The following is a 4,238-nucleotide window of genomic DNA, read 5'->3' as shown; positions in this document are numbered from 1 at the left end:
TACGTCCAGTACGAGGGCGATCTCCCCCAGACTTCGTCCGGGGGTGCCCCCACCGCCTTGCGATGCGTCCCCCAGGCCCTTCGGGCCTGGGGAGACCCCATGCATCTGACGCCGCGGGCTGATCCTCGAAGATCGCCCGGACAGAACCTAGCCGCGAGCGACCACAGGCAGGCCACGAGCGATCAGAGGCGCGGGCCGATCCGACCAGGGCGCGCCGACCCTGCCGACCCGCACCCCGTACCCGGCTACCGCCCGTTGAACGCGTCCTTCAGGCGGGAGAACAGACCCTGCTGGCCCGGCTGGAACTGGCCCGTCGGCCGCTCCTCCCCGCGCAGCTTCGCCAGGTCCCGCAGCAGCCGCTCCTGCTCCGCGTCCATCTTCGTCGGGGTCATCACCTCGACGTGCACGATCAGGTCACCGCGGCCCCCGCCCCGCAGGTGCGTGATGCCGCGCCCGTGCAGCGGGATCGACTGTCCCGACTGCGTACCCGGGCGGATGTCGACCTCCTCCATCCCGTCCAGCGTCTCCAGCGGGCACTTCGTGCCCAGCGCCGCCGCCGTCATCGGGATGGTCACCGTGCAGTGCAGATCGTCGCCGCGCCGCTGGAAGACCGGATGCGCCAGCTCGTGGATCTCGACGTACAGATCACCCGCGGGGCCGCCACCGGGGCCGACCTCGCCCTCACCGGCGAGCTGGATGCGCGTGCCGTTGTCGACGCCGGCCGGGATCTTCACCGTCAGCGTGCGACGGGACCGGATACGGCCGTCGCCGGCGCACTCCGGGCACGGCGTCGGCACCACCGTGCCGAAGCCCTGGCACTGGGGGCACGGCCGCGAGGTCATGACCTGGCCCAGGAAGGACCGCGTCACCTGCGAGACCTCACCACGGCCGCGGCACATGTCGCAGGTCTGCGCCGAGGTGCCCGGCGCCGCGCCCTCACCGGAGCAGGTCGTGCAGACGACCGCCGTGTCGACCTGGATGTCCTTGGTCGTACCGAAGGCCGCCTCGTTGAGGTCGATCTCCAGCCGGATCATCGCGTCCTGGCCGCGCCGCGTACGCGACCTCGGCCCGCGCTGCGACGCCGTACCGAAGAACGCGTCCATGATGTCCGAGAAGTTCCCGAAGCCACCGGCTCCGAAGCCGCCCGCTCCTGCGCCGCCCGCCTGCGACAGCGGGTCCCCGCCGAGGTCGTAGACCTGCTTCTTCTGCGGGTCCGACAGCACCTCGTAGGCCGCGTTGATCTCCTTGAAGCGCTCCTGCGTCTTCGGATCCGGATTCACATCCGGGTGGAGTTCGCGCGCAAGGCGGCGGAAGGCCTTCTTGATCTCGTCCTGCGATGCGTCGCGGCGCACGCCGAGTACGGCGTAGTAGTCCGTGGCCACTTACGACTCCGCCAGGATCTGTCCGACGTAACGTGCCACTGCGCGTACCGCTCCCATCGTTCCGGGGTAGTCCATGCGGGTCGGTCCGACCACGCCGAGTTTGGCAACTGCCTCGTCGCCCGAACCGTAGCCGACCGCGACCACGGACGTGGAGTTGAGGCCCTCATGAGCGTTCTCATGACCGATCCGTACGGTCATGCCCATGCCGCCCGATTCCTTGGCCTCGCCGAGCAGCTTGAGGAGCACCACATGCTCCTCGAGAGCCTCCAGCACCGGCCTGATCGTCAGAGGGAAGTCGTGCCCGAAGCGCGTCAGATTGGCGGTGCCGCCGATCATCAGCCGCTCCTCGGTCTCCTCGACCAGGGTCTCGAGCAGGGTCGCGAGCACTGTGGAGACAGTGCCGCGGTCCTCCGGCTCGAAGGAATCGGGCAGGTCCTGCACCAGCTGCGGCACATCCGCGAAGCGGCGCCCGACGACCCGGCTGTTGAGCCGGGCCCGCAGGTCCGCGAGCGAGGTGTCACCGACCGGCGCGGGACAGTCGATCATGCGCTGCTCGACCCGTCCGGTGTCCGTGATCAGCACCAGCATCAGCCGGGCGGGCGCGAGGGAGAGGAGCTCCACATGCCGGACGGTGGACCGGGTCAGCGAGGGGTACTGGACGACGGCGACCTGCCGGGTCAGCTGCGCCAGCAGCCGTACCGTACGGCCCACGACGTCGTCGAGGTCGACGGCTCCGTCCAGGAAGTTCTGGATGGCGCGGCGCTCGGGCGACGACATCGGCTTGACACCCGCCAGCTTGTCGACAAAGAGCCGGTAGCCCTTGTCCGTCGGGATGCGGCCGGCGCTGGTGTGCGGCTGGGCGATGAACCCTTCCTCCTCCAGCACCGCCATGTCGTTGCGGACAGTGGCCGGTGAGACGCCGAGCTTATGACGCTCGGTTAGTGCCTTGGAGCCGACAGGCTCCTCGGTGCCGACATAGTCCTGGACGATGGCACGCAGCACCTCGAGTCTGCGTTCGCTGAGCACCGCGCACACCTCCAGCTCTGGTCCCTTGGCGCCTGCTTGGCACTCGATGCGTACGAGTGCCAGACTTTCCCCTTGCCAGTGTACGGCCGTGGGGTACGCCCCTAGCAAGGGCGGCCGACCACGCTACCGTGCGACATCGCTGGTCGTTTGCCGATAGCGTCCCGGTATGGACGTCGGTTGGGAAGAGTTCGGCTGGGAGCAGCTGGGCGACGGGGTGGGCCGCCGGCGGATGCCGGTCTGGGACGCGACTGTGGGTCTGATAGCCGGTGAGAGCGGTGTCCTCATGTACGACACGGGCTCCACGCTCCGCGAGGGCGCCGAGCTCCGCACCCAGGCGCAGGCCCTGCTGGGCCGCCGCGTGACGCATATCGCACTGAGCCACCCCCACTTCGACCATGTGCTGGGGACGGCGGCGTTCGCGGGGGCGGAGGTGTACGGCGCGGTCGGTGTGGCCGACCTGATGAAGCGGGAGCGGGAGGAGATCCGCGGCTCGGCGGTACGCGAAGGGGTGGCCGCCGACGACGCGGCCCAGGCGGTCGACGTGCTGGTGGTGCCGCACCACATGGTGTGCGGGGAGTGGACGCTGGAGCTCGGCGGCCGCCAGGTGCTGCTGGCGAATGTGGGCCCAGGACATTCGGGCCACGATCTGGCGGTCCTGGTGCCGGGCAGCACGGAGGTGGTGTTCTGCGGCGACCTGGTCGAGGAGTCGGGGGAACCCCAGGCGGGCCCGGACGCGATCCCGTCCCGCTGGCCGGCCGCGCTCGACCGGCTGCTGTCCCTGGGCGGCGAGGACGCGGTGTACGTGCCGGGGCACGGGGCGGTGGTCGACGCGGCGTTCGTACGCGCCCAACGCGACGTGCTGGCGGCGCGCTTCGGGGTGTCGTAGCGTCTGCCGAATGCGCAGCTACAGCCCCGATCTGACGCCACCTTGGAAGAAGCAGCAGCCGGCTCCCGAGGTCCCCGCCGACCCGGACCTGGTCGTGGAGGAGGTCGGCACGGGCTTCTGCGGCGCGGTGATCCGCTGCGAGGCGGGGACTGTGACCCTGGAGGACCGCTTCGGCAAACACCGGGTGTTCCCACTGGCCCCGCGGGGCTTCCTGCTGGAAGGCCGCGTCGTCACCCTGGTCCGCCCGACGTCGCCGTCCGCGGGCCGCCCGGCACGTACGGCCTCGGGCTCCCTCGCGGTTCCCGGCGCCCGCGCGCGGGTCGCCCGCGCCGGGCGCATCTACGTGGAGGGCCGCCACGACGCCGAGCTCGTGGAGAAGGTCTGGGGCGACGACCTTCGGATCGAGGGAGTGGTGGTCGAGTACCTGGAGGGCATCGACGACCTCCCCTCGATCGTCGCGGACTTCGCCCCGGGCCCGGACGCGCGCCTGGGGGTGCTGGTGGACCACCTGGTCCCGGGCTCGAAGGAGTCCCGCATCGTGTCCGAGATCTCCAGCGCCCACGCCCTGGTGGTGGGCCACCCGTACATCGACGTGTGGGAGGCGGTGAAGCCGTCCTCGGTGGGCATCCGCGCCTGGCCGACGGTCCCGCGCGGCCAGGACTGGAAGACGGGCGTCTGCCGCGCTCTGGGCTGGCCGGACAACACGGGAGCGGCCTGGCAGCGGATCCTGTCGGGGGTGCGGTCGTACAAGGACCTGGAGCCGGAGCTGCTGGGGCGGGTGGAGGAGCTGATCGACTTCGTGACGACGCCGGGGGTGTGACCGGGGGTTCTTTCCCCACCCCGCCCCTTCCCGAACTGGGGGCAAGCCCCCAGACCCCGGTACTCCCCCCACGCCCTGGCGTAGGGGGAGTGTCCTCAAACGCCTCACGGGCTCAAATTCGAGC

General features: G+C 70.7%; 4 protein-coding genes. 2 read left to right on the top strand and 2 right to left on the bottom strand.

The genetic code is table 11. The features are described from left to right. Positions 1-245 precede the first annotated feature (245 nt). Positions 246-1,382: a molecular chaperone DnaJ gene (gene dnaJ / locus ACWDO5_RS35375; RefSeq protein WP_450534629.1), complete on the bottom strand. Its 1,137-nt coding sequence runs from the start codon at positions 1,380-1,382 to the stop codon at positions 246-248. Further along, positions 1,383-2,408 (bottom strand): heat-inducible transcriptional repressor HrcA, encoded by a 1,026-nt coding sequence (gene hrcA / locus ACWDO5_RS35370; RefSeq protein WP_450534628.1) that lies wholly within the window; start codon positions 2,406-2,408, stop codon positions 1,383-1,385. 166 nt (positions 2,409-2,574) lie between these two features. On the opposite strand from hrcA, the gene ACWDO5_RS35365 reads away from it, so the two are divergent. After that, entirely contained in the window at positions 2,575-3,294 is a 720-nt protein-coding gene (locus ACWDO5_RS35365; RefSeq protein ID WP_450534627.1) for an MBL fold metallo-hydrolase, read from the top strand. Positions 3,295-3,304: 10 nt separating this feature from the next. Beyond that, complete coding sequence (locus ACWDO5_RS35360) at positions 3,305-4,114, top strand: DUF3097 domain-containing protein (protein ID WP_450534626.1); 810 nt, start codon at positions 3,305-3,307, stop codon at positions 4,112-4,114. Positions 4,115-4,238 lie beyond the last annotated feature (124 nt).

This window comes from Streptomyces sp. NPDC000880, from assembly GCF_053599675.1.
Note: the sequence above shows the minus strand (reverse complement) of the source record. Positions and strands in the feature narration are given on the sequence as shown.

Bases quoted from the DNA above. Each gene is read 5' to 3' on its own strand.
- ACWDO5_RS35365 (WP_450534627.1), top strand. From the start codon at position 2,575: ATGGACGTCGGTTGGGAAGAGTTCGGCTGGGAGCAGCTGGGCGACGGG.
- ACWDO5_RS35360 (WP_450534626.1), top strand. From the start codon at position 3,305: ATGCGCAGCTACAGCCCCGATCTGACGCCACCTTGGAAGAAGCAGCAG.